The organism is Enterobacter sp. C4G1 (genome assembly GCF_052886895.1).
In genome coordinates, this window is sequence record NZ_JBQVVV010000001.1 from 46,577 (window position 1) to 66,893 (window position 20,317).

General features: G+C 53.8%; 19 protein-coding genes. 7 read left to right on the forward strand and 12 right to left on the reverse strand.

Features of this window, described 5'->3' with window-relative positions; genetic code table 11:
- Nucleotides 1–36: 36 nt before the first annotated feature.
- The 8 genes from ACT9TW_RS00225 to syd all read right to left on the reverse strand — a co-directional run bounded on the left by ACT9TW_RS00225 (nucleotide 37) and on the right by syd (nucleotide 8,379).
- Nucleotides 37–1,176: a glycerate kinase gene (locus ACT9TW_RS00225; RefSeq protein ID WP_446491386.1), complete on the reverse strand. Its 1,140-nt coding sequence runs from the start codon at nucleotides 1,174–1,176 to the stop codon at nucleotides 37–39.
- Between the two features lie 87 nt (nucleotides 1,177–1,263).
- Nucleotides 1,264–2,601, reverse strand: coding sequence for a glucarate dehydratase (gudD, locus tag ACT9TW_RS00230; protein ID WP_446491387.1), 1,338 nt, complete (start codon nucleotides 2,599–2,601; stop codon nucleotides 1,264–1,266).
- Nucleotides 2,602–2,613: 12 nt separating this feature from the next.
- Entirely contained in the window at nucleotides 2,614–3,957 is a 1,344-nt protein-coding gene (locus ACT9TW_RS00235; protein ID WP_446492662.1) for an enolase C-terminal domain-like protein, read from the reverse strand.
- Nucleotides 3,957–5,312, reverse strand: a complete 1,356-nt coding sequence (gene gudP / locus ACT9TW_RS00240) for a galactarate/glucarate/glycerate transporter GudP (protein WP_446491388.1) — start codon at nucleotides 5,310–5,312, stop codon at nucleotides 3,957–3,959. The genes ACT9TW_RS00235 and gudP overlap by 1 nt, the downstream gene beginning before the upstream one ends.
- Nucleotides 5,313–5,637: 325 nt before the next feature.
- On the reverse strand, nucleotides 5,638–6,087 hold the full coding sequence (locus ACT9TW_RS00245; protein ID WP_446491389.1) for a flavodoxin: 450 nt from the start codon (nucleotides 6,085–6,087) through the stop codon (nucleotides 5,638–5,640).
- 21 nt (nucleotides 6,088–6,108) lie between these two features.
- Complete coding sequence (gene truC / locus ACT9TW_RS00250) at nucleotides 6,109–6,888, reverse strand: tRNA pseudouridine(65) synthase TruC (protein ID WP_446491390.1); 780 nt, start codon at nucleotides 6,886–6,888, stop codon at nucleotides 6,109–6,111.
- Nucleotides 6,885–7,214 (reverse strand): YqcC family protein, encoded by a 330-nt coding sequence (locus ACT9TW_RS00255; RefSeq protein ID WP_446491391.1) that lies wholly within the window; start codon nucleotides 7,212–7,214, stop codon nucleotides 6,885–6,887. Before ACT9TW_RS00255 ends, truC begins: the two co-directional genes overlap by 4 nt.
- Nucleotides 7,215–7,833: 619 nt before the next feature.
- Complete coding sequence (gene syd, locus ACT9TW_RS00260; protein WP_446491392.1) at nucleotides 7,834–8,379, reverse strand: SecY-interacting protein; 546 nt, start codon at nucleotides 8,377–8,379, stop codon at nucleotides 7,834–7,836.
- A 69-nt stretch (nucleotides 8,380–8,448) separates the two neighbouring features.
- Between syd and queF the strand changes: the two genes are divergently transcribed.
- From queF to xni, 5 genes are all read left to right on the forward strand, one after another.
- Nucleotides 8,449–9,291, forward strand: coding sequence for an NADPH-dependent 7-cyano-7-deazaguanine reductase QueF (gene queF, locus ACT9TW_RS00265; RefSeq protein WP_446491393.1), 843 nt, complete (start codon nucleotides 8,449–8,451; stop codon nucleotides 9,289–9,291).
- Nucleotides 9,292–9,407: 116 nt separating this feature from the next.
- The gene (ppnN, locus tag ACT9TW_RS00270) at nucleotides 9,408–10,772 is read left to right on the forward strand and encodes a nucleotide 5'-monophosphate nucleosidase PpnN (protein WP_182062271.1); all 1,365 of its coding nucleotides are present in this window, start codon (nucleotides 9,408–9,410) and stop codon (nucleotides 10,770–10,772) included.
- Nucleotides 10,773–11,288: 516 nt separating this feature from the next.
- Entirely contained in the window at nucleotides 11,289–12,584 is a 1,296-nt protein-coding gene (locus tag ACT9TW_RS00275; RefSeq protein ID WP_446491394.1) for an HAAAP family serine/threonine permease, read from the forward strand.
- A 64-nt stretch (nucleotides 12,585–12,648) separates the two neighbouring features.
- Nucleotides 12,649–14,016, forward strand: coding sequence for an L-serine ammonia-lyase (locus ACT9TW_RS00280; RefSeq protein ID WP_446491395.1), 1,368 nt, complete (start codon nucleotides 12,649–12,651; stop codon nucleotides 14,014–14,016).
- A gap of 112 nt (nucleotides 14,017–14,128) precedes the next feature.
- A complete protein-coding gene (gene xni / locus ACT9TW_RS00285) occupies nucleotides 14,129–14,887 on the forward strand; it encodes a flap endonuclease Xni (protein WP_182062274.1) in 759 nt (252 codons plus the stop codon).
- A gap of 39 nt (nucleotides 14,888–14,926) precedes the next feature.
- Here xni and rlmM read toward each other — a convergent pair whose 3' ends face one another.
- Genes rlmM through gcvA form a run of 3 tightly spaced genes read right to left on the reverse strand, consistent with a single transcriptional unit; the run spans nucleotide 14,927 to nucleotide 17,373 of the window.
- Nucleotides 14,927–16,027: a 23S rRNA (cytidine(2498)-2'-O)-methyltransferase RlmM gene (rlmM, locus tag ACT9TW_RS00290; RefSeq protein WP_182062275.1), complete on the reverse strand. Its 1,101-nt coding sequence runs from the start codon at nucleotides 16,025–16,027 to the stop codon at nucleotides 14,927–14,929.
- Complete coding sequence (locus ACT9TW_RS00295; protein ID WP_003862756.1) at nucleotides 16,020–16,415, reverse strand: DUF423 domain-containing protein; 396 nt, start codon at nucleotides 16,413–16,415, stop codon at nucleotides 16,020–16,022. The genes rlmM and ACT9TW_RS00295 overlap by 8 nt, the downstream gene beginning before the upstream one ends.
- 40 nt (nucleotides 16,416–16,455) lie before the next feature.
- Complete coding sequence (gene gcvA / locus ACT9TW_RS00300; RefSeq protein WP_446491396.1) at nucleotides 16,456–17,373, reverse strand: glycine cleavage system transcriptional regulator GcvA; 918 nt, start codon at nucleotides 17,371–17,373, stop codon at nucleotides 16,456–16,458.
- Between the two features lie 439 nt (nucleotides 17,374–17,812).
- Here gcvA and csdA point away from each other — a divergent pair, with 439 nt between their 5' ends.
- Entirely contained in the window at nucleotides 17,813–19,018 is a 1,206-nt protein-coding gene (gene csdA / locus ACT9TW_RS00305) for a cysteine desulfurase CsdA (RefSeq protein ID WP_446491397.1), read from the forward strand.
- Complete coding sequence (gene csdE, locus ACT9TW_RS00310; RefSeq protein WP_446491398.1) at nucleotides 19,018–19,464, forward strand: cysteine desulfurase sulfur acceptor subunit CsdE; 447 nt, start codon at nucleotides 19,018–19,020, stop codon at nucleotides 19,462–19,464. The genes csdA and csdE overlap by 1 nt, the downstream gene beginning before the upstream one ends.
- Here csdE and tcdA read toward each other — a convergent pair.
- Nucleotides 19,455–20,261 (reverse strand): tRNA cyclic N6-threonylcarbamoyladenosine(37) synthase TcdA, encoded by an 807-nt coding sequence (tcdA, locus tag ACT9TW_RS00315; RefSeq protein ID WP_446491399.1) that lies wholly within the window; start codon nucleotides 20,259–20,261, stop codon nucleotides 19,455–19,457. The genes csdE and tcdA overlap by 10 nt on opposite strands.
- Nucleotides 20,262–20,317 lie beyond the last annotated feature (56 nt).

Here is a 20,317-nt window from a genome sequence, read left to right on the forward strand (position 1 = left end):
CGCTACCGCTTACCGGGCCTACAAGTGCACTCACAGTTAAAAGCCCTGCCCCACTTTCAGCACCGCCGCAATGTTTCTTGCCGCCATGCGGACGTTCTCACCCGCATTTTCCAGCGCATCTTCCAGCGAGCAGATGGTATAAATCACGCTAAACACCGCGTCGATGCCGTGCTCATGAACCACACCCACATCCGCAGTCAGGCTTCCCGCAATCCCGATAACCGGTTTGTTAAAGCGTTTAGCGACCTTCGCCACGCCAACGGGAACTTTGCCGTGAATAGTCTGGCTATCGATACGCCCTTCACCAGTGATAACCAGATCCGCATCGGCAACCTGCTCATCAAGGTGCAACGCGTCGGTCACAATCTCAATACCCTGGCGCAGCTGTGCGCCGCAAAACGCGTACAACGCAGCACCCATGCCACCAGCTGCACCGCCGCCAGCCAGATTTAAGACATCAATGTCCAGATCCCGGGCGATCGCTTTCGCGTAATGGGCAAGTGCGTTATCCAGCATCAAGATCATCTCTGGTGTGGCACCTTTCTGTGGCCCAAACACCACTGATGCGCCCTCTTCACCGGTTAACGGATTCGTGACATCGCAGGCGACTTCTATCCGGCAATCGGCAAGGCGTCTGTCCAGGCTGCTTCTGTCTATTTTCGCCAGCCGCTCAAGCTCGCTGCCGCCAGGACCAATGGCGTGGCCCTCGGCATCAAGCAATCTGGCACCCAGCGCCTGCACCATTCCAGCACCACCGTCATTGGTCGCACTGCCGCCAATACCAATAATGATATGCTTAACCCCCACATCCAGCGCATGACGGATGAGTTCACCGGTTCCCCAGGAGGTTGTTTTTAATGGATTGCGTTGAGAGGGAGCGACCAGCTCCAGGCCGCTTGCCGCCGCCATTTCGATAAATGCGCTTTGTTCGTCGCCGGATAACCCGTAGAACCCTTCCACGCGTTCACCCAACGGGCCAGTGACGGGGACGTGAACAATTCGCCCGCGGGTTGCAGCAACCATTGCCTCTACGGTGCCTTCACCGCCATCAGCAACCGGCAGTTTGACGTACTGTGCCGACGGGAAGATCTCGCGAAAACCCTGTTCTATCGCTGTCGCAACCTCAAGAGCACTCAAACTTTCCTTATACGAGTCCGGTGCGATAACTATTTTCATAAGCCATCCTTACGCATGTTAACTACGTTAAGCATACACCCGCCAGGTCGTCGAAAATGCCGATTCCCGCAGGAACCGGCAATACGCTTAACGCACCATGCAAGGGCGTTTGTTGTTGAAGGTCCAGTTCGGGATCAGATACTGCATCGACATTGCGTCATCACGCGCGCCCAGACCATGCTTCTGATACAGCTCATGCGCCTTCATCACCTGATCCATATCCAGCTCAACGCCCAGACCAGGCGTTGAAGGCACCTGCACCATACCGCCTTTGATTTCGAACGGCTGTTTGGTCAGACGCTGGTTCCCTTCCTGCCAGATCCAGTGGGTATCGATAGCGGTAATATTGCCCGGTGCGGCGGCGGCGACATGGGTAAACATCGCCAGCGAAACGTCGAAGTGGTTGTTGGAGTGTGAGCCCCAGGTCAGGCCAAACTCATGGCACATCTGCGCGACGCGCACAGAACCCTGCATTGTCCAGAAGTGAGGGTCAGCCAGCGGAATATCGACAGATTGCAGAGAGAGCGTATGCCCCATCTGACGCCAGTCGGTCGCAATCATGTTGGTTGCCGTTGGCAAGCCAGTGGCGCGGCGGAATTCCGCCATCACTTCACGCCCGGAGAAACCTTGCTCAGCGCCGCACGGGTCTTCTGCATAAGCCAGCACGCCTTTCAGCTGTTTGCCAATGTTGATGGCTTCATCGAGCGACCATGCGCCGTTTGGATCCAGCGTTACACGCGCCTGTGGGAAGCGTTTCGCCAGGGCAGAAATGGCGTCTGCCTCTTCCTCGCCCGCCAGTACGCCGCCTTTCAGTTTGAAATCGTTGAAGCCATATTTTTCGTAAGCGGCTTCTGCCAGACGCACAACCGCATCCGGGGTCATCGCTTCATCATGGCGGATGCGATACCAGTCGCATTTTTCATCCGGCTGGCTCTGGTACGGCAGTGGCGTCAGCTTACGGTTACCGACAAAGAACAGATAGCCAAGCATTTCTACTTCGCTACGCTGTTGCCCCTCGCCCAGCAGCGACGCTACGTTCACACCCAGATGCTGACCAAGCAGATCCAGCATCGCAGCTTCGATACCCGTCACAACGTGAATGGTGGTGCGCAGATCGAAGGTTTGCAGACCACGCCCACCAGCATCCCGATCGGCGAAGGTGCTACGCACCGCATTCAGGACGTTTTTATACTCACCAAGGGTTTTGCCCACGACCAGAGGAATGGCATCTTCCAGCGTCTTACGGATCTTCTCACCGCCCGGAATTTCGCCCACCCCGGTGTGGCCAGAGTTGTCTTTGATAATCACAATATTACGGGTAAAGAATGGGGCATGTGCGCCACTCAGGTTCATCAACATGCTGTCATAACCCGCAACCGGAATGATCTGCATGGAGGTAACTACAGGGGTAGAAAATGTGCTCATCGTTCAATCCTTTTATTTGTGACGTCCAAAAACAGGGCGTTTGCGGTCAAATGTCCAGCCAGGGATAAGGTATTGCATCGGGCCTGCGTCATTGCGCGCGCCGCCCGGCAGTTTTTTATACGCCTCATGCGCTTTGTGGATCTGATCCCAGTCAAGCTCCACACCCAACCCTGGCACATCGGGTACCGCGATTTTGCCGTTTTTGATTTCCAGCGGGTTTTTCGTCAAGCGGGCTTCGCCCTCCTGCCAGATCCAGTGGGTGTCAATGGCGGTCGGGTTGCCCGGAGCCGCTGCGCCCACGTGGGTAAACATAGCCAGCGAAATATCGAAATGGTTGTTAGAGTGGCAACCCCATGTCAGGCCCCAGTCATCGCAAAGCTGCGCAACCCGCACCGCACCGGAAAGCGTCCAGAAATGCGGATCGGCCAACGGAATATCAACTGAATTCAGCATGACTGCATGGCCCATTTCGCGCCAGTTGGTCGCAATCATGTTGGTCGCCACCGGCAACCCTGTAGCACGACGAAATTCCGCCATGACTTCACGGCCGGAGAAACCCTGTTCAGCACCGCACGGATCTTCTGCGTAGGTGAGCACGTCACCCAGGCCTTTGCATAAGGCAATAGCCTCATCGAGTAACCACGCGCCGTTTGGATCAACAGTGATACGAGCATCCGGAAAGCGCTTTTTCAGGGCACGGGCGCTTTCAATCTCTTGCTCGCCAGGCAACACGCCACCTTTCAGTTTGAAATCTTTAAAGCCGTAGCGATCCTGCGCCGCTTCCGCCAGGCGAACCACCGCCTCACTGGAAAGCGCCTCCTGATGACGCAGGTGATACCACAAATGGTTGCCCGGTGAACGCGCCAGATATGGCAGGTCCGTTTTGTTTCTGTCGCCGACATAAAACAGATAACCCAGAACCGTTACCGCATCGCGCTGCTTACCTGGCCCTAACAGTTCACAGACCGGGACATTTAGCGCCTTGCCCAGCAGGTCCAGAAGCGCGGCCTCCAGCGCGGCAACTGCATTCACACGCAGTTCAAACGTCCAGGCTCCCTTGCCGAAGGTATCAAAATCAGCAGACTGGTTGCCCTTATGCACCCGCTGAACCACTTTATTCAGACGGGCCACTTCCTGGCCCACAACCTGTGGGATAGCGTCGACCAGCGTCTGGTAAATCACCTCGCCACCCGGCGCTTCACCTACACCTGTATTACCGGCGCTGTCGGTGAGCACCACAATGTTGCGGGTAAACCAGGCGTTATGTGCGCCGCCGATATTGAGCAGCATACTGTCTTGCCCTGCTACCGGGATGACCTTCATTTCCGTGACGATTGGGCTTGATTGCGTTGTCATCATCCACGCTCCGCAGCAGGTTTCAGTTCGATACGTTTGATATCACCCACCAGCACCAGGTAGCTCAGTACGGCGACCAGCGCATGGACACCCACATAAATCAGCGCGCCGTTAAAGGAGCCCGTGGTACCGACGATGTAACCGATAGCGATTGGGGTGACAATGCCGGAAATGTTGCCGAACATGTTGAACAGACCACCGCTCAGGCCGCTGATCTCTTTTGGCGCAGTATCCGCCATCACCGCCCAGCCCAGCGCACCGATGCCTTTGCCGAAGAACGCCATCGCCATAAAGCCGATAATCATCCATTCCGCACTCACGTAGTTACAGAACACCATAGTCATCGAGAGCAACATGCCGAGCACGATTGGCGTTTTACGGGCGATATTCAGAGAGCCGGTACGACGCATCAGCCAGTCAGAAATCACGCCCCCCAGCACGCCGCCCACAAATCCACAGACCGCCGGAATTGAGGCAACAAAACCTGCTTTGAGGATGGTCATCCCACGAGCCTGCACCAGATAAACCGGGAACCAGGTGATGAAGAAGTACGTTAAGGCGTTGATACAGTACTGGCCCAGATAGATGCCGATCATCATGCGCGAGCCAACCAGCTGTTTGATCTGCCCCCACTTCTGACTGAACGGCACTTTTGTTTGAGTTTTCTGCTGATCCATGTTGATCAGCGCACCGCCTTCGGCAATGTACTCCAGCTCTTTCTTGTTCACGCCAGGATGCTGGTTTGGTTCGTGGATCACTTTCAGCCAGATGAAACTGATGATGATCCCAAGTCCACCCATAAAGAAGAAGACGTGCGACCAGCCCACCTCCTGCGTCAACCAGCCCATAATCGGGGCGAAGATAACCGTGGCAAAGTACTGTGCGGAGTTAAAAATTGCCACCGCCGTCCCCCTCTCCTGAGCCGGGAACCAGGCCGCCACTATACGGCTGTTACCGGGGAAGGAAGGTGCTTCTGCTAACCCTACCAGGAACCGCAGGGTGAAGAGCGCAACGATAATGCCAAAGCCGCTGAAGATATCGACGAAACCCTGCAACAGGGTAAACATCGACCAGATAAAGATGGACCAGAAATAGACACGTTTGGAGCCAAAGCGATCAAGCAACCAGCCGCCCGGGATCTGACCTATAACATAGGCCCATGAAAATGCAGAGAAAACGTAACCCATGCCAACCGGATCAAGCCCGATATCTTTTGCCATTTCAGATCCGGCAATCGACAGCGTGGCGCGGTCACCATAGTTAAAGGACGTGACGATAAACAACATCACCACTATCCAGTAGCGAGCATTCGTGCGCTTCTCAGCGCTGCTGGCAGCCTGGCTTAATGTACTCATAGTTGCACTCCTGAATCCTGGCTTTCGCCGGTTCATTCTGTACAGCACCTGTAGGGTAATCAGAATGAGGTTAGTGTTTAGCAGTTTTGGTACGGCTTAACGCCGTTTTATAGTGAAGCACTGCCTTTTTAGTAACTGACGGGGAAAGTATATGAAGGAGTCACGCGTTCCCTCACCGTGCATGAACACAACATTGTCGGCATGGTAAGAGGTTGTTTGTGGCATAAGCCCAAACCACTGGAAGGTACTTCACGGAAATGAGGATTTTGAGAGGTAGGTCTCGCCGGGTGGCGGCTTCGCCTGACCCGGCCTACAAACTACAAAACTATTTAAGCAGTGTTGCCCAGTGTTCAACCCACGGGTTTGATTCGCTTTCCGGTTCAGGATGTTCACCGGCATCAATCAGCAGCATCTCACCCACGCGCTGAGCGCTTTGTTCCTGCAACAGGGCGTCGAACTGCTTGCCGCCGCCGCAGAAATTGGTATAGGAGCTGTCCCCCAGGGCAATGATGCCGTAGTGAACGTCCGGCTGATAGCCAAGCTGGTCTTTGATCCCCTGGAAAAGCGGAACAATGCTGTCCGGCAGATCGCCCTGTCCGGTGGTAGAGGTCACCACCAGGATGTATTTGTCCTGGTACTTTTTCCAGTCGTCCAGCGCCGGGTCTTCATACACCGTGGCCTTATGGCCCTGGTTTGCGAGGATCGCTTCGGCTTCTTCTGCCACAAGCAGTGAATTACCGTACATCGTGCCAACAAAAATGCCGACTTCAGCCATGTTTTGCTCCGTTAATTTTTGCTATTGCTGTTCATCCTGAACGCTGCCTGACACAAACTCAACCCTTTCATTTTCGGGGAGTTGCCCCATCCAGCCAAACTGTGACAAGGCCTGCATCCAGACATCGTCCAGCCCAGCATGAATTGTTAACGGTTTACCCGTAAACGGGTGCGTAAGGCTCAGTTCGCTTGCGTGCAGCATCAGACGATGGCAGCCAAAATGTTCGGCCGCGCTGCGGTTCTGGCGCAAATCACCGTGCTTGCTGTCGCCAATGATTGGGTGACGCAGGTGTGACAGGTGACGGCGAAGCTGGTGTTTGCGCCCGGTTTTGGGCAAAAGCTCAACCAGGCTGTAGCGCGTGGTAGGGAATTTACTGGTGGCCACCGGCATTTCTGTGGTCGCCATGCCGCGATAATCCGTCACCGCAGGTTGCGGGCCTTTGTCATCGCGGGCAAATTTATCGGCAATTTTATCCAGCTCTTCCACCAGCGGATAATCCAGCCGGGCGGCGTCTGTCAGCCAGCCGCGCACAATCGCGTGGTAACGTTTCTGGATCTGATGCTGTTCAAACTGCTGTGACAACCGCCGCCCTGCCTCGCTGGAAAGCCCCATCAGCAATACGCCGGATGTTGGCCTGTCCAGGCGATGCGCGGTAAACACATGTTGACCAATCTGATCGCGCACGGTCTGCATCACCACCACTTTTTCGTCGCGATCGAGCCAGCTACGGTGAACCAGCCAGCCTGAAGGTTTATTCACCGCCACCAGCCATTCATCCTGGTACAGGATTTCAAGCGTCATTCATCATCACCTGCAAACAGCGTATCCAGACGTTCCAGCTCAATCAGGAGTATTTCGCGCGCCGGATGTGCGGCATCCAGCGCCATTTCATAATACGGCGACACAGCAAAAGCCTGAGGGAGAGAATGACCACCATCCAGCAGCGCGTGCATACGCGGGATAAGGACCCATTGCAGCCACTCAAAAGGTTCAAGCGTATCCAGGCAGAAAGGCTGTGTACTAGAGAATGCTTCCGGCTGCGGAGATACCGCCTGCCAGAGCTGATGCTGACGTAATACTGCTTCGATGGCGTGCAGTTGGGCACGCACGTTGTCGTGACGCGTCATGAAAACCTCGACCGAAAAACACAATGGCGCGAAGCATAACACTGCCGAAGGGGGAAATAAAAAAAGGGAGCACTGTATAAACAGTGCTCCCGGTTCGTTTCGCAGCATTCCAGCTACAATTCGTGCTCCCTGCTCATCCGTGACAACTTTTCCTGAAGCCCGAAGGCCTGGTCATCCGTAAACCTTTGCATCCTGCTCACATCATCCTGACGTGAATGTTTCATCCTGAAACGTCCTGGTATTCCTGACCCACCGCCCATCCTGACCGGTTCTCATTCTCCTTCCTGGAGGTGTCCTTTACGCGTCCTGCGTGATCCTTTTGCTTCATCCTGAAGCCTTCCTGAAGCGCCATCCTGACGTGTCCTGTGTGAGAAACGCCATCATCCTGATGTTCGTATCTCGTGTCGGCGTCCTGTCGACAGAGATAGAATCCGCTATTCCGCTTCGTCTTACAACCCACTCTGTAAGCGCTGTAAGACTCATCTCAACACAAGAAATTGACTATCTCATTGAAAATAATAAAGTTAACAACAAAATGCGGATGGGATTTAACTTAACGACGCGCCGATCTCTCACAAACCTTGTAAGAGATCTCTCACACACGCTATAGCATGATGGATTACAGAAGAGGCTCAAGCCGGGTAAGGAAATCCGCAAGTGAAGGGGCGAGAACGTCGCGATTGCGGGTGCCGAGTGTCTCTTTAATCACTTCACCAGACAGATTGCAGACGGAGATAACGTCCAGTTCACTGTCGAGCGTGGCTATAAAAAGGGTCGGAGAAAGTTTAAGGCGCTTTTGCGTGACCAGATGACCAATCAGGTTCTCCTGAACACGTTGCAAATCATCTTCGCTCCACGTCTGCAACAGTGTCAGCGGTAAGCCGTCAAAGCGGGCATTCATATCCCCTGCGAATTGCAGGGTGTAAAACGTATGAAGCGCAGGTTGTATCACAATGTCCATTGCGCGTTCAACCGCATTTACATTGGGTTCCACGGTGAACGGCTTCGGTTGCCAGATAACGCAATCGTCCAGAGTCGAGATGACACATGGTGAAGGAATGCCATATAAGTCAGCGCTTTGCGGCCATGTTCCTTTCGCTTCTTGCCATGCATCGCAGTAGCGAGTTGTAAATGTGGTCAGGGCATTTGCAGTTTCGATATCCACCGATTTCTCTCTTCTCGTAAGACAGGATAAACTCAGCCCTTAAGTGTACCCGCAAAGTGGCAATGAAACATGTCTTACGAAAATCATCAGGCGTTAACGGGCTTAACGCTGGGGAAATCGACCGATTACCGCGACACCTACGATGCAACCCTGTTGCAGGGTGTGCCGCGCAGTTTGAACCGCGATCCGCTTGGACTGCACGCCGATGCACTGCCATTTGTGGGTGGTGATATCTGGACACTGTACGAACTCTCCTGGCTGAATGCGCGCGGCCTGCCACAGGTGGCCGTAGGCCATGTGGAGCTGGATTACGCCAGCCTTAATCTGGTGGAGTCCAAAAGCTTCAAGCTGTACCTCAACAGCTTTAACCAGACCCGATTCGACAGCTGGGAAGATGTGCTGCACACCCTGGAGCGCGATTTACGCGCCTGTGCGAAAGGCGACGTCACAGTATCGTTGTATCGTCTGCATGAGCTGGAAGGCCAGCCTGTTGCCCACTTCAATGGAACCTGTATCGACGAGCAGGATATTGAGATTGATAACTACGAGTTCAGCACCGACTATCTGGAAAACGCAGCCAGTGGCAAAGTCGTGGAAGAGACGCTGGTCAGCCATCTGCTGAAATCCAACTGCCTGATAACCCATCAGCCAGACTGGGGTTCAGTGCAGATCCAGTATCGCGGGCCGAAGATCGACAGGGAAAAGTTGCTGCGCTACCTGGTGTCATTCCGCCATCACAACGAATTCCACGAGCAGTGCGTAGAGCGCATCTTCAATGACATTCAGCGTTTCTGTCAGCCAGAGAAGTTGAGCGTTTATGCCCGCTATACCCGCCGTGGCGGCCTGGACATTAACCCGTGGCGCACCAATACCGATTTTGTGCCTGCCACCGGTCGTCTGGTGCGTCAGTAATATAAATATTTTCACAATATGCGGGCGGTATTCCGCCCAAACTGTTGTGAAACCTCATAAGCCAGGGCTATTGTAATCAACAGGGAAAGACGATAATCGTCCCGTAAGGAGCTCACTTGATTACACATATTAGCCCACTTGGCTCAATGGATATGTTGTCGCAGCTGGAAGTGGACATGCTTAAACGCACGGCCAGTAGCGATCTTTATCAACTGTTTCGTAATTGTTCTCTTGCCGTACTGAACTCCGGAAGCCTGACAGACAACAGTAAAGAACTGCTGTCCCGTTTCGAAAGCTTTGATATCAACGTGCTGCGCCGTGAGCGCGGTGTAAAACTTGAAGTCATCAACCCACCGGAAGAGGCCTTTGTCGACGGGCGAATTATTCGCTCACTCCAGGCAAACCTGTTCGCGGTGTTGCGCGATATCCTGTTTGTTAACGGGCAAATCCACAACGCGGGCCGTTTCCAGCATCTTGACCTGGAAAGCTCTGTTCACATCACTAACCTGGTCTTTTCTATCCTGCGTAACGCCCGTGCCCTGCACGTGGGTGAAGCGCCGAATATGGTCGTTTGCTGGGGTGGTCACTCGATTAACGAAACCGAATATCTCTACGCCCGTCGGGTGGGGAACCAGCTCGGCCTGCGTGAACTGAACATCTGTACCGGCTGCGGCCCGGGTGCCATGGAGGCGCCAATGAAGGGGGCGGCAGTCGGCCACGCGCAACAACGCTATAAAGAGGGGCGCTTTATCGGGATGACCGAGCCGTCCATCATTGCGGCCGAGCCACCGAACCCGCTGGTCAATGAGCTGATTATCATGCCGGATATCGAAAAACGTCTTGAGGCGTTTGTCCGTATCGCCCACGGGATAATCATCTTCCCTGGCGGTGTGGGTACGGCGGAAGAGCTGCTTTATCTGCTGGGGATTCTGATGAACCCGGCCAACAAAGATCAGGTATTGCCGTTGATCCTGACCGGGCCAAAAGAGAGCGCTGACTACTTCCGCGTTCTGGATGAGTTTATCGTGCATACGCTCGGTGAATCTGCACGCCGTCACTATCGCATTATCATTGATGATGCGGCGGAAGTAGCGCGTCAGATGAAGAAAGCCATGCCGCTGGTCAAAGAGAACCGTCGCGATACCGGTGATGCTTACAGCTTCAACTGGTCAATCCGTATTGCGCCGGAGCTGCAAATCCCGTTCGAACCTTCTCACGAGAATATGGCCAACCTGAAACTGTACCCGGATCAGCCGGTTGAAGTTCTGGCGGCCGATTTACGACGCGCCTTCTCCGGTATCGTTGCGGGTAACGTCAAAGAGATGGGGATCCGCGCTATCGAAGAGTTTGGCCCTTATAAGATACACGGTGACCCCGAGATGATGCGCCGCATGGATGACATGCTACAGGGCTTTGTCGCTCAACACCGCATGAAGCTGCCGGGTTCAGCCTACATACCTTGCTACGAGATTTGCACGTAACTCCTGCAAGTGACGTCCATCAAGCCGGATAGTGCTGAAGCGCTATCCGGCTTTTTTTATTACCGTTACAACTCATACTTATCTCTTATGTGATTTACATAATTTAAACCAACGCAAACGATTACCTCGATTTTCAGACCGTAAATTATCAGCCTTAATCCAAATTACTCGTCAGAAAACACTAAAAAGCCTCTTCTTTACAGCGTAAGACTCCTAACTCACTGGTCAGTCTTTCAGGCTACATGTTGTTAATGGTAGCCTTCGCGCCCGTAAATTCTCTTTGATGTTTTTTTAACAGATAAATGGTCTAAAGATATCCATATCAAAAGTGGATTATTGCATTTGGGATCAGGATCACTGATAGATTCATAACTAGAATGTATCTTTCCGCCCGCCAATAGTTACGGGCAAAAATTATTAAAAAACCGTCACTGAACGAATTTCATATTACCGTCAGGCACTTTTTCATCGGATTTGACTAAAAACCTGACAATTCGCTTCCTCCAGGAGATACAGATGGAAACCACTCAAACCAGCACCGTTGCTTCGATTGAATCCCGAAGTGGTTGGCGCAAAACGGATACCATGTGGATGCTTGGCCTTTACGGCACAGCAATCGGCGCTGGTGTACTGTTCCTTCCTATCAACGCAGGTGTCGGCGGTCTGATCCCGCTGATCATCATGGCCATCATCGCTTTCCCGATGACCTTCTTCGCACACCGCGGTCTGACCCGTTTTGTGCTGTCCGGTAAAAATCCGGGTGAAGACATCACTGAAGTGGTTGAAGAGCACTTCGGTATTGGCGCAGGCAAACTGATTACCTTGCTCTACTTCTTCGCGATTTACCCAATTCTGCTGGTGTATAGCGTGGCAATCACCAACACCGTTGAAAGCTTCATGACACACCAGTTGCACCTGACGCCGCCACCGCGTGCCATTCTGTCGCTGATCCTGATCGTTGGCATGATGACCATCGTGCGTTTCGGTGAGCAGATGATTGTTAAAGCGATGAGCATTCTGGTGTTCCCGTTTGTGATTGCCCTGATGGTGCTGGCCTGCTACCTGATCCCACAGTGGAACGGTGCGGCTCTGGAAACCCTGTCTCTGAGCAGTGCATCCGCGACCGGCAACGGCCTGCTAATGACCCTGTGGCTGGCAATCCCTGTGATGGTGTTCTCGTTCAACCACTCGCCAATCATCTCCTCCTTCGCCGTGGCGAAGCGTGAAGAGTACGGAAATGGTGCAGAGAAGAAATGCTCCAGCATCCTGGCTCGCGCTCACGTAATGATGGTTCTGACCGTGATGTTCTTCGTATTTAGCTGCGTACTGAGCCTGTCTCCAGCCGACCTGGCGGCAGCGAAAGAGCAGAACATTACGATCCTGTCTTACCTGGCTAACCACTTTAACGCACCGGTTATCGCCTGGATGGCGCCAATCATCGCGATTATCGCAATCACCAAATCCTTCCTGGGCCACTATCTGGGCGCACGTGAAGGCTTCAACGGCATGGTGATTAAATCTCTGCGCGGTAAAGGCAAGAGCATTGAAATCAACAAACTGAACAAAATGACCGCTCTGTTCATGCTGCTGAGCACCTGGGCTGTTGCCACGCTGAACCCAAGCATTCTGGGCATGATTGAAACCCTGGGTGGCCCGGTTATCGCAATGATTCTGTTCCTGATGCCGATGTATGCGATTCAGAAAGTACCTGCTATGCGTAAGTACAGCGGCCAGGTCAGCAACATCTTCATTGTCATCATGGGACTTATCGCTATCTCTGCGATCTTCTACTCCCTGTACACCATGTTCTGATTATCTCCCGCGCCGCCTTCGGGCGGCGCACTCCTCCCTCCTGACTGATAGCAATGGACGCATCATGATTAGCGTATTCGATATCTTCAAAATCGGTATTGGTCCTTCCAGCTCTCACACCGTCGGACCAATGAAAGCCGGTAAACAATTCACGGATGACTTGATTGCACGCGGCATTTTGCACGACGTAACCCGCGTGGTTGTCGATGTATACGGTTCCCTTTCCCTGACGGGTAAAGGCCACCATACCGATATCGCCATCATCATGGGTCTGGCGGGAAACCTGCCGGATACCGTTGATATTGACGCGATCCCTGGTTTCATCCAGGACGTAAATACTCACGGTCGTTTGCTGTTGGCGAACGGCGAGCACGAAGTGGAATTCCCGGTTGATCGGTGCATGAACTTCCATGCCGACAATCTCTCCCTGCACGAAAACGGGATGCGAATTACCGCACTGGCCGGCGATAACGCCGTCTATAGCCAGACCTATTACTCCATCGGCGGCGGTTTTATCGTCGACGAAGACCATTTTGGCCAGACCAACAATTCTGCTGTTGAAGTACCGTATCCGTACAAAAACGCGGCGGATTTACAGCGTCACTGCCAGGAGACGGGTTTGTCGCTCTCTGGCCTGATGATGAAAAACGAACTGGCGCTGCACAGCAAAGAAGAGCTAGAGCAACACTTCGCTAACGTCTGGGAAGTGATGCGCGGCGGTATCGAGCGCGGGATCACCACCGAAGGCGTTCTGCCAGGCAAACTGCGTGTACCGCGCCGTGCGGCAGCGCTGCGCCGGATGCTGGTCAGCACCGACAAAACCACCACTGACCCAATGGCCGTTGTCGACTGGATTAACATGTTCGCGCTGGCGGTAAACGAAGAGAACGCCGCAGGTGGCCGCGTGGTTACAGCACCGACTAACGGTGCGTGCGGTATTGTTCCTGCCGTGCTTGCCTACTACGACAAATTTATCCGTGAAGTGAACGCCAACTCTCTGGCGCGCTATATGCTGGTTGCCAGTGCCATCGGCTCACTCTACAAGATGAACGCCTCAATTTCCGGTGCGGAAGTGGGCTGTCAGGGTGAAGTCGGTGTGGCCTGTTCAATGGCGGCTGCGGGCCTGGCTGAACTACTGGGCGCGAGCCCGACTCAGGTGTGCATCGCCGCCGAAATCGGCATGGAGCACAATCTGGGGCTAACCTGTGACCCTGTCGCCGGGCAAGTTCAGGTGCCATGCATCGAGCGTAACGCGATTGCTTCTGTTAAGGCAGTCAATGCGGCACGAATGGCGCTGCGTCGTACCAGCGAGCCGCGCGTGTGTCTCGATAAGGTTATCGAAACCATGTACGAGACAGGTAAAGATATGAACGCCAAATACCGTGAAACCTCTCGCGGTGGCCTGGCGATGAAGATCGTGACCTGCGATTAAACCGCTTAAGAAGCCTCGTTTTGCGAGGCTTCTTCCTGTTTTCCCCCGCACTATTCGTTTCATCCTGCCGACAGTGTTACCCTTTACTCAGTAGATTTAAGGGAGATTATCTGTGGCTGTTCATTTGCTTATCGTCGACGCACTTAACCTGATTCGCCGTATCCATGCGGTGCAGGGCACCCCCTGTAAAGACACCTGTCTGCACGCTATGGAGCAGCTTATCCGCCACAGTGAGCCAACCCATGTGGTTGCGGTGTTTGACGACGAAGCCCGAAATACAGGCTGGCGCCACCAACGACTGCCCGACTACAAAGCCGGGCGCGCGCCGATGCCAGACGATCTGCACGCCGAAATGCCCGCAATCCGCGCCGCCTTTGAACAGCGTGGCGTCCCTTGCTGGGGCGCTGAGGGCTGTGAAGCAGACGACCTGGCGGCAACGCTTGCGGTAAAGGTCGCAAGCGCCGGACATCAGGCGACGATTGTCTCAACTGACAAAGGCTACTGTCAGTTGCTCTCCCCCACGATCCGTATTCGTGATTACTTTCAAAAACGCTGGCTTGATGCGCCGTTTATCACCAGCGAGTTTGGCGTCTCGCCTGAACAACTTCCTGATTACTGGGGCCTGGCGGGGATCAGCAGCTCGAAGGTGCCCGGTGTTGCCGGTATCGGGCCAAAGAGTGCCGCTCAACTCCTGACTGATTTTCAGAGTCTGGAGGGGATTTATGCCCGACTGGAAGACGTACCAGAAAAATGGCGTAAGAAGCTGGAAGCGCATAAAGAGATGGCATTTATCTGCCGGGATGTGGCGACATTACAGACGGATTTGCAGCTGGACGGGAATTTGCAGCAACTGCGGTTAGAGCGCAGTTAATACCCTCTCCCCAATGGGGAGAGGGTTAGGATGAGGGGACTATCGCTCGTCGCGACGCCCGCCCACAGCCGCCCACCAGCGACGAATGTGCACCGTCACCTCTTCGCGGTCGTGATACAGCTGACGCGCCTGGATGACCACGTTAATACCGTGCTCATCCATCTGCTCCTGAATGTACGCCAGGTTCTGAGAAACTTCCTCATAGCGCTTTTTCATCGGCAATTTGAGGTTAAAAATCGTTTCACGGCACCAGCCGTTCACCAGCCAGGATGCCATCAGCGCAGCAACTTTCGCTGGCTTCTCTACCATATCGCACACCATCCATGAGATGTTGTTACGGGTTGGACGATAACGGAAACCGTCTTCGCGCAGCCAGGTCACCTGCCCGGTATCCATCAGGCTTTGCGCCATAGGGCCATTATCGACAGAAGAGACCCACATGTTGCGTTTCACCAGCTGATAGGTCCAGCCACCCGGGCACGCACCGAGATCGACGGCGTACATCCCGTTTGCCAGACGTTCGTCCCACTCATCCGCTGGAATAAAGACGTGAAACGCCTCTTCCAGTTTCAGCGTCGAACGGCTGGGGGCGTCGGACGGGAACCTCAGACGCGGGATGCCCATAAAGAACGGCGAGTTATTATTGGTGTAGGAATACCCCGTATAACAACAGCCCGGTGCAATAAAGAAGATATGCACCACCGGGCGTTTCGGCGTCTCGTAGTTTGTCAGGATCCCGGCCTCGCGAAGTGCAGCGCGCAGCGGAACGGTGAACTTGCGGCAGAACTTCATCAGCTCTTTGCTTTCGTTAGTGTCTGCCACCTCAACGCGCAGGTCGCCGCCCTTCTCGACTACGCCCTGCAACATGCCCACAACAGGTGTAATGCGGTCTTCAGGCGGAAGATCTTTCAGCAGTTCTCCCGCAACAAACATCTGACGTGCAAAAATAAGCGAACTGAACGGCAACTCACGTGCCAGCTTATCCGCATCCTCAGGCTGATAACATTCAAACACCACGTAGCCCGCGTTCTCTTTAACGCGAGCAAAACCGAACACTTCGCGGCGTGCAGCCTTATCAGTAATTTCCGCGGCGCACTCTTTCTCAAACCCCGGGCGACAATATAAAACAACCTTATTCATGAACAACGCCCTTGCGTTTCAGACGGATAGCTCCGATAAACATTAATACCCAACCGGCCAGGAAACTTACGCCGCCGACAGGTGTAACAAACGCCCACAGGCGCAAATGCGAGAGCGCCAGGCAATACAGGCTGCCACTGAACAGCACCGTACCCAGCGCCAGGAAGACGCTGCTCCAGTAAAACCAGATACTAATACGACGCTGCATCGCCACGGCCAGTCCGAAGATAGCCAGCGTGTGGAACGCCTGATATTCGAGGCCGGTCTGGATCCAGCCCATTTCCACAACCCCCAGGGATTTGCTTAACACATGCGCACCAAAGGCGCCCAGTGCGACAAAAATAAAGCCACTCACCGCGGCAAAAATCAGCATGAATCGGCTGGTCATGTTTCGGTCCTAAAGTTATGCGTGCCCTGCACACAAAAAGTTATTGTTCATATCTGAAGCGGAATTTTTCTTGCTCGCTCGCCGCTTTCGCCAGGATCCACTGCCGGAAGGCGGCTATTTTACCCAGTTCTGCCTGGCTGTCATGGCAAACCAGATAAAACGCATTCTTGCTGACCAGAACATCATTAAAAGGGCACACCAGACGCCCTGCCTCAATTTCGGACTGAGACATGACGTTGTTTGCCAACGCCACACCCTGCCCGTGAATCGCAGCCTGTAACACCATCGCACTGTGGCTAAAAATGGGGCCTTGCTGCACGTTTATATGATTAAGACCTAGCTGGCGCGTATAAGTTTGCCAGTCCCGACGAGAAGCATCGTGTAAAAGGGTATGTAGCGCCAAATCTGATGGCGTTTTCAATGCTTTATCGCCGGTAAGTAAAATCGGGGAACAGACCGGAAGCAGATATTCTGCGTATAATTTCTCGACACGTAAACCCGGCCAGTTGCCACGGCCATAAAAAATCGCCACATCGACATCATCCGCCAGTTTATCCTCCTGACGGTCTACAGCCTGGATTCGGACATCAATTCCCGGATAAGCTGAGTTAAAGCTTGAGAGTCTGGGCACCAGCCATTGAATCGCAAAACTGGGCAATAAGCTTACGGTTAGCGCGCCTTTAGCGCTGCGTGCCTGTAGCTTGCGCGTGGCTTCAGTGAGCTGGGAGAAAATCTCTTTAATATCCTGAAAATAGCTCTGCCCCTCTTCCGTCAGAAGCAACGAACGGTTGCGACGACGAAACAGCTTAAGCCCCAGGAAATCCTCCAGAGACTTGATTTGGTGACTTACTGCGGCCTGTGTCACAAAAAGCTCATCTGCTGCGCGGGTGAAACTCAGGTGACGTGCTGCTGCATCAAAAACACGTAATGCATTAAGGGGTGGTAATCGCTTCGACATGGTTATCTGGCTTAGATGTTAACGAAATTTAACATATAGGAAACAACGTTTAACCTATTAGTTTTTTTTATCTGAGACATTATAATTTGTCCGTTGAGGAACTACCAGCAAATACCTATAGTGGCGGCACTTCCTGAGCCGGAACGAAAAGCTTTTTTTGGAATGCGTGTTCTAAAAGGCTTTTGGCTTACGGTTGTGATGTTGTGTTGTTGTGTTTGCAATTGGTCTGCTATTCAGACCACGGTAGCAACGCTACCAATTTTTCACTTCCTGTACATTTACCCTGTCTGTCCATAGTGATTAATGTAGCACCGCCGATTTGCGGTGCTTTTTTTTGTCCATTTTTTACCTCCTGGCTTTCTCCCCCTGCGTTTCCTTTAACGACCTTGCCCTGCCGCCAAATTTGCGCGACGATCTAAGGACAGAAATGAGGAATTCCATGAACGCTTTCAGTCCCGCACATTTTCGCGAACAGTTTCCGGCGCTGGCCGATGCCGGTGTTTACCTTGATAGTGCTGCAACCGCGCTCAAGCCACTGGCGGTTATCGAGGCAACAGAGCAGTTCTATAGCCTGAGTGCCGGTAACGTCCACCGCAGTCAGTTTGCCGAAGCACAACGCTTAACCGCGCGCTATGAAGCCGCCCGCGATCAGGTAGCGCGCCTGCTGAATGCCGAAAGCGGTAAAAATATCGTCTGGACGCGCGGAACCACAGAAGCCATAAACATGGTTGCCCAGTGTTACGCCAGACCGCTCCTGCAACCCGGCGACGAGATTATCGTCAGTGAAGCTGAACACCATGCCAACCTGGTTCCCTGGTTGATGGTTGCCGGGCAAACCGGGGCACGTGTCATCAGGCTGCCGCTGGGTGCCGATAATCTGCCCGATATGGCTCGTTTGCCCGAGCTTATCACCGCCCGCAGCCGGATCCTGGCGCTGGGGCAGATGTCTAATGTCACTGGTGGCTGCCCGGATTTAGCGCGTGCCATTACCACCGCCCATGCCAGCGGCATGGTGGTCATGGTTGATGGTGCGCAGGGTGTTGTGCACTTTCCGGCAGACGTACAAAAACTCGATATCGATTTCTATGCATTTTCAGGGCACAAACTCTACGGGCCGACCGGCATTGGCGCCCTGTATGGCAAACCTGAGCTGCTGGCGCAGATGACACCGTGGCTTGGCGGCGGCAAGATGATTACCGAAGTCACGTTCGATGGCTTTAAAACTCAGGACATTCCTTACCGACTGGAAGCTGGCACCCCCAATGTGGCGGGGGTTATTGGGCTAAGCGCGGCGCTGGAGTGGCTTGGCGAAACGGACATCGTCCAGGCTGAAAGCTGGAGCCGCGGACTGGCAACCCTTGCGGAAGAAGAACTCAAAAAGCGCCCGGGATTCCGGTCGTTTCGCCTTCAGGATTCAAGTCTGTTAGCCTTTGATTTTGAAGGTGTTCATCACAGCGATATGGTGACACTGCTTGCCGAATATGGCATTGCCTTACGCGCCGGACAGCATTGCGCACAACCGTTACTGGCCGCACTGGGCGTCAGCGGTACGCTGCGTGCCTCTTTTGCTCCGTACAATACAAAAAACGATGTCGAAGCGCTGGTTGCAGCCGTCGACCGCGCCCTTGAATTACTGGTGGATTAATGACTAGCCCCGCTTTAGCCGGACACCCGTTTGGTACCGTCATCACAGAAGAGACGCTAAAACAGACCTTCGCCCCACTTACCCAGTGGGAAGATAAATACCGTCAGCTGATTATGCTGGGTAAACAGTTACCTGCTCTTTCAGACGCGCTTCGGGCACAGGCAAAAGAGATTGCCGGGTGTGAAAATCGCGTCTGGCTGGGGTTTAGCACTACCGGCGAAACGCTGCATTTCTTTGGTGACAGCGAAGGCCGTATCGTTCGTGGCCTGCTGGCGGTACTGCTGACCGCCGTCGAAGGCAAAAGCGCCGCGCAACTGCTGGCCCATTCACCCTTAACGCTGTTTGATGAGCTGGGCCTGCGTGCGCAGCTTAGCGCCTCGCGCAGTCAGGGGTTGACCGCGCTTAGCGAAGCGGTGCAGGACGCGGCGCGACAGGCTCAGGCCTGACGCTCCGCCTTTGCCATCATTTTCTTCAGCGCGTGCGACACCGCGATAAAGCCAAAGGACGCGGTCACCATGGTGGCCGCGCCAAAACCGGAAGCGCAATCCATCCGTTTTGGCCCTTCCGCTGTGCTTTTCATGGCACAAACAGACCCGTCAGCCTGTGGGTAAACCAGCGCTTCTGTCGAAAATACGCAGTCCACACCCAGCTTACCTTTGCTGTTTTTCAGGACGTTAAAGTCGCTTTTTAATCTCTCGCGCAGTTTCGCCGCCAGAGGATCCTGAATCGTTTTCGCCAGATCAGCCACCTGGATCTGCGTCGGGTCGATTTGCCCACCCGCGCCACCGGTTGTCACCAGCGGAACCTTGTAGCGACGGCAGTAAGCAATCAACGCCGCCTTTGGACGCACGCTGTCGATGGCATCAATTACGTAGCTATAGCCTTTACTCATGTACTCAGCAACGTTATCTGCCGTCACGAAATCATCAATCACCGTGACCTGGCACTCAGGGTTGATCAGACGAATACGCTCGGCCATCACCTCAGATTTGGCAAGACCTACGTTATCCCGCAGAGCGTGGATTTGTCTGTTGGTGTTGGTGACGCAGACATCATCCATATCAATCAATGTGATGGCACCAATACCGGTTCTGGCCAGCGCTTCTGCCGCCCAGGAGCCGACACCACCGATCCCCACTACGCACATGTGCGCATCTGCAAACAGTTGCAGGGCTTTTTCGCCATATAAACGTGCCGTACCGCCAAAACGCTGGTGCCACGCATCGCTGATTACCACAGACATAAAACCTCAGATGTAAAAAGGGTGAGGTTATCCCTCACCCTGAACAGTAATCCGTA